Raw genomic sequence first — 5,379 nt, 5'->3', positions numbered from 1 at the left:
GGCCCCGAGCGACTTCGACCGGGCCGGCGGGTTTACCCGGGGGATTCACCGGGGGTCCACTCAGGGTCCGCTCGGGGAGTCTCGGTCGTGCCGGCCACGTCATCGCCGCCTCTGCACCCGCAGAGGCCAGGGGCGCATGCAGCAGCAAAAGCATCGGATGTGGTTCTGCGCACATTTCTCTACCGAAATCATCCCCCGAGAACCGGGGTAAGCGGACCTTCGCGGGATCGTCACCCGTACGCAATCGAACCCGGGTACCACTCCAACCTTGATCACCAAGGCCCCGCCGGCGCCCCTCCCGGGCCGCGCCGGCCATCCGAAAGTGATCTTCATGCACGCTGTTTCCGCTGTCCAGTAGCGCTTCCCCGCCCATCCGGCGGTACCCGGCGAGCCCGATCCCGGCCGCCGCGGCGACCGAGCCCGACCGACGGCAACACCGATCCCGACCGACAGCAGTCATCTCGGAACGCGCACGGTGCGTGACCATCCGCCTCGGCACACGCCGGTACGGAGCCCCGGACGTCCGCGTTCCGGAACCCTTGCTATCCGGTCGAGAGACGTCTACGTTCCTCGGTTAACGAGACGAGACGGGATCGTTTCCGAGCGGAGCTCCGCCCACGGTAGGCCAACCGAAAGGCAGCGTTGAGGGATTCCACCCGGAACGCCCGAGGGCTTCTCGGCTCGACCAGGTTGACCTGCCTGTCTGGGGTGTATGCAACACCGGATTCGGCGGTCTGGAAAAGCATGTGTCCGCCTTTGCAACGTCAGCAGGAGACGGTATGCCCAGTCAGCCCAGCGTGCTACCCGCTCGAAGCTTCGCCACGCTCAGCTCCCTGTCCCCCGCGTGTCACCACGTGTCCGGCGGTGCACGATGAGCGCCGGCGTCCCGGTTCTTCCCGGCCGTGATCTGCCACCACAGCCGTTCGGAGCTGGTTGGCCCGCCTACTGGCGCCAGGACGCGGCCTGCCGCGACGGCGACCCGGACGCCTTCTTCCCGCCGGACGGCCGCAACACGAAAGCCCGGGCCGCGGCCGAGATCCGGGCCCGCAAGATCTGCTCCGACTGCCCGGTGCAGCGCCCGTGCCTGGCCACCGCGATCTTCTGCCAGGAAGAGCACGGGGTGTGGGGCGGCCTGACCTCGGACGAGCGGGCTTCCGTCGTCCCCCGTGGACGGCTGAGCGCGGACGACGCCCTAGTCTTCGCCGACCGGCTGCTGCTGTCCGTATCGGTCGCGAGCTAAGCGGACCGCGCCCGGTGGCCCCGGGCGCGCCCCGCACCGGTGGCCGCCCCTGGCCGCGCGGTGGCTCCTCACGCCGGCCGATCTGCCCGGACATCGGTGGCGATGATCAGGACCATGGTTCCGGACGGCTCGGCCGCGACGCCCTCGCTATCCGGTCGGGCCATACCCCATTGACGGACCCGGCCCATCCTGGGCAGTCTGCGTGTCATCACCTCACGCCGCGGGGCGTGCGGCGCGGCGGCACGGGGACCGGACGCGGGAGGGCGCGGTGGGCACGGGTATGGCTCCCGGCGAGGCCGGATTCGACGATCCGGGCGGTGGCGGCGAGAAACCCCAGGCCGCGCCGCCACCGACAAACCCTGGAAAATTTACCGAGAAATTCTTTTCCCCGAATATCATGCTTTATATCGAGCCAGCCCTGCACAGTCCTGCTCGCCGTTCCGCGCCCGCCACGCCAGGCGCGAATTCCCGGCAATGCCGGCTGGAATGGCAGTTCCGGCTGGAACGCGACGGACGTCGCGCCGTCGGTTTCCTCCCCGTGCGGCGGAGGGCTCTCTCGTGAGACCACAGCGGCGCCTTCTTCTGCTGCGGCACGCAAAGTCAGACTGGGCCGAGGGGTCGATCCACGACGCCGATCGGCCGCTGTCGGGATCGGGCCGGCGGGGCTGCAAAATTATCTCGCGCTACCTCACGGACAACAGGCTCGCGCCCGACCTCATTCTGTGCTCCTCCGCGCTGCGGACCCGGCAGACCGTCGAGGGCCTCGCGGAGGCGCTCCCCCCGAACGTCCCAGTCCTGACCGAGGACCGGCTCTATCTGGCCGAGGCGCAGGACCTGCTGGACCGGTTGCGTGAGATCGACGACGGAGTGCCCAGCGTGATGCTCGTCGGGCACAATCCCGGTATCCACACGCTGGCCGTGGCCCTGCTGCCCCCCGCCGAGCGGTACCAGATCCCCACGTTCCCGACGGCGGCACTCGCTGTCCAAGATCTGACCGTTACGCGCTGGGCGGAGCTGGGTCAGGACTCGGCCCGGCTCGTCTCCTTCGTCACGCCGCGGGGCCTGCGGGAGGCCGCCAGACCGGCGGGGGCCCCGAAACCTGGCCCACCGGCCTGAGTCGGGAACGCCGCCGGCCTGAGCTCGACTGGCGGCCGAGCGCCGCGGCGCGGCAGCCCGATGAACTGGTAGGTGCCGCGCCAAGCCTCGTTGAACCAGATCGGCACGGCACTCAGTAGGCCTGCTCCATGATCTTGGAGACGAGGGCGAAGACGCCACCAAGGACCAACAGTGCGCCGGCCGCGATCCACAACGGCACCGAGGCGAGCGGGAGGGCGAACGTCCCGACGACGAAGCCTACAATGATCAGAAGTACCGCGGCCCACGAACCCGTGTTGGCCTTGTGGTGACCGGTCTCACTAGCCACGTCCACTCCCGTCCGTCCTCATCGGGGCCGCCCGGCGACCCGATGCACATCGTTTTCCGGTGCGAGACTACCCGCGATCGGCATGTCCGATCCCGGATGGCGATGTACCTTTACCCGATCTCGCCATTCTGCCTGATCTCGCCATTCTCTTCCCGCGCCGGGAGCCCGGTCACCCGAATCCGGCGACCCGCCGCAGGTCCACCAGCTGATCGTCGAGCCAGCGCCGCACGTCGTGGGTGCGGACCTGTTCGGCGGCCGCGGCGAGCCGACGATGGCGCTCCTCCATCGGCATCGTCAGCGCGGTGTACAGGGCGTCGGCCATCTGCTGCACGTCGAAGGGGTGCAGGGTGACGGAGAACTCGCCCAGTTCCTCGTGCGCCCCGGCCATCTCCGACAGCGCCAGCACGCCGCCACGCCGGTTGACGACCGCGACCTCCTTCGCGACCAGGTTCATCCCGTCGGCGATCGCGTTGACGATCAGAACGTCACAGATGGAGTAGGCCGCCACGGCGAGCGGGAAGTCCTCGACCATCCGCAGGTCGATCGGCTGGCGCCCCTCCTTGGTATGCCGGGCGTTGATCTCCGCGACGACCGCGCCGATCAGGGCGATGTAGTCGGCGTACTCCGGCACGTCGGTGCGGCTGGGCTGCAGCAGCGCCAGAAAGCTGACCTTGCCCACCAGCTCCGGATGCTGATCGAGCAGGGTGCCGAAGGCCAGGAAGCCGCGCACGACGTTCTTGCTGGGGTCGGTGCGGTCCACCCGCAGGATGAGCTGACGGCCATCGTCGAGGAAGATGTAGCGCAGCATCGCCACATGCGCCGCCACCTCCTCGGAGGCCTGCGTAGCGTCCAGCGCCGCCGGATCGACCGAGATCGGGTGGTACCGGGCGCGGACCACCCGGTCCGCCACCGTCACCGTCAGCTGCTCCAGGTCGGTCGGCAGGCCGAGCAGCTCCTGGGCGCACAGGACGAAGTTGCGAGCGTAGCGCCGGGTATGGAAACCGACCACATCGCTACCGAGCAGCCCGCGCAGCAGCCGCTCCCGGATGTCGGCGGGCAGGACGCGCCACTCGTCCGGCCCCGGCCAGGGAATGTGGATGAAATGCGTGAGCACCACATCCGGGCACTGCTCCCGCACCCAGTCGGCCACGAGGTAGAAGTGGTAGTCCTGCAGCAGGACGAGCGCCTTGCCACCCCGCGCGCGCACCTCGTCAACCACCGCGTCGGCGTAGGCCCGGTTGACCGCCGCGTAGCCGTTCTCGAAGGCGTCGTGCTCGGCCCGGGTGAACACCGGTGACAGCGACCGGCCGTAGAGGCCGTGCTGGATGAACCACAGGATCGGGTTGGACCACACGCTGTAGAAGTCGGCGTAGGCGGTCGGATCGGTAACAACGAGCCGGACCCGGATGGCGGGGCCGTCCGGCTCGCCCTCCGCGAGCCGGGGCGAGGGAGAGGTCTGGACGAGGATGGAGCTCCCGGCGCTCTCCCCGGCGACGGCGACGTCCTCCTCGCTGGCTGCGCCGCACACCCACACCGCGTCGTCGAGATGCTCGGCGAGTCCGGACAGGGCCGAGACGAGGCCGCCCGCCCCCCGGGTGACGGTACGACCGGTGGCGTCCCGGTCGAACCTGACCGGACCGCGATTGGACAACAGCACGAGCGGCAGGTCGAGCGACAGGTCGAGCGGGTTGAAGTCCGACACGGCGGATGCGGCCTCCTGGTCACGGGCGGTACTCGGCGTCCGGCACCGCTGAGCCCGAGCGCCCGAGCGCACGGGAACAATCCGGACTGTAGTAAGCCCGGCTTTCGGATGCATCGCGTTGCAACGCGGCTAGGACGTTGTTACCCAGACCTTCATCTGATTACTGCTCTCATCCGAAAGGTGTCCTCCTGTAACCAGATGCCCCGGCAAGCCGCAACGGGGAGATCCCGTCCCACGTCGGGAGGCGTGCCGTGCCTCACCCCAGCCGTCTACAGACCGTCCCGGTAGTCCCGAACCTCCTGCACAGCCGATCCCAACGACGCCAGCGACGTCTGCAATGTGTCGCGTGTCTCCACCAGCGCGCTGGTCAACTGTTCGACCGCGCGGTGCTCACTGCCGTCGGTCGCCGCGATCACCATCGCCTGCGCCTCCTCGATCATGCTCAGCGCGCCCTCCAACTGCCCGGCCACCTCCTCGGTGCGCCGGAACGCCTCGTCGAGCTGCGCCTTGACGTCGGCGATCGTGCCTGACACCCGTCCTCATCCCTTCCTGGAACCACCGCTCCTGGAACCACCGCTCTTCGAGGCGCCGGCCGGAGCCTGCCCGCCGCCGAGGCCGAGACCGAAGCGGACCGCCACCGCGAGCGCGGCCAGCGACGCGATCACCCCGACCGGTTCCATCGGGGCGAGCCGGAACGTGGCCAGCACCATCACCGCGGCCGTACCCGCTCCCAGGGTGCCCGCCCGCAACACCGCCTTCGCCCCATCCTCGCCGCCGGCCCCGAGAGCGACCAGAACGGCGGCGGCCACCGTCGACCCGACCAGGCATGGCACCGCGGGCACGGCGACGAAGGCCCGCAGAAGTCCGACGATCCCGAGGATGAGCACGCAGGCGAGGGCGGTCAGCAGCCCGGCCGACGCCGAGCCGGTGCCCTTGGAGACGGCCCGCAGTTCGGCGGCCTTGCTCATCGCGTCCAGGCAGAGCTCGTAGGCCTGGCGCGGCGCGGTCCGCGGG

General features: G+C 69.6%; 6 protein-coding genes and 1 pseudogene. 3 read left to right on the top strand and 4 right to left on the bottom strand.

The window, feature by feature from the left end; all coding sequences use genetic code 11:
• Positions 1-871 precede the first annotated feature (871 nt).
• The 3 genes from AC08OP_RS20080 to AC08OP_RS20070 all read left to right on the top strand — a co-directional run bounded on the left by AC08OP_RS20080 (position 872) and on the right by AC08OP_RS20070 (position 2,356).
• Complete coding sequence (locus tag AC08OP_RS20080) at positions 872-1,240, top strand: WhiB family transcriptional regulator (protein WP_476615597.1); 369 nt, start codon at positions 872-874, stop codon at positions 1,238-1,240.
• 280 nt (positions 1,241-1,520) lie between these two features.
• Complete coding sequence (locus tag AC08OP_RS20075; protein WP_476615596.1) at positions 1,521-1,802, top strand: hypothetical protein; 282 nt, start codon at positions 1,521-1,523, stop codon at positions 1,800-1,802.
• Positions 1,799-2,356 carry a SixA phosphatase family protein gene (locus tag AC08OP_RS20070; RefSeq protein WP_476615595.1) on the top strand — a complete coding sequence of 186 codons (558 nt, stop codon included), beginning with the start codon at positions 1,799-1,801 and terminating at the stop codon, positions 2,354-2,356. Before AC08OP_RS20075 ends, AC08OP_RS20070 begins: the two co-directional genes overlap by 4 nt.
• A gap of 112 nt (positions 2,357-2,468) precedes the next feature.
• Here AC08OP_RS20070 and AC08OP_RS20065 read toward each other — a convergent pair whose 3' ends face one another.
• The 4 genes and pseudogenes from AC08OP_RS20065 to AC08OP_RS20050 all read right to left on the bottom strand — a co-directional run.
• The gene (locus AC08OP_RS20065; RefSeq protein WP_462189278.1) at positions 2,469-2,663 is read right to left on the bottom strand and encodes a hypothetical protein; all 195 of its coding nucleotides are present in this window, start codon (positions 2,661-2,663) and stop codon (positions 2,469-2,471) included.
• Between the two features lie 169 nt (positions 2,664-2,832).
• Positions 2,833-4,365, bottom strand: coding sequence for an alpha,alpha-trehalose-phosphate synthase (UDP-forming) (locus AC08OP_RS20060; RefSeq protein ID WP_476594463.1), 1,533 nt, complete (start codon positions 4,363-4,365; stop codon positions 2,833-2,835).
• Positions 4,366-4,634: 269 nt separating this feature from the next.
• Entirely contained in the window at positions 4,635-4,898 is a 264-nt protein-coding gene (locus AC08OP_RS20055) for a hypothetical protein (RefSeq protein ID WP_011435917.1), read from the bottom strand.
• A gap of 6 nt (positions 4,899-4,904) precedes the next feature.
• Positions 4,905-5,379, bottom strand: a pseudogene (locus AC08OP_RS20050) (hypothetical protein); the annotation flags it as partial.

This window comes from Frankia sp. CeRuru1 (assembly GCF_977966315.1).
Note: the sequence above shows the minus strand (reverse complement) of the source record. Positions and strands in the feature narration are given on the sequence as shown.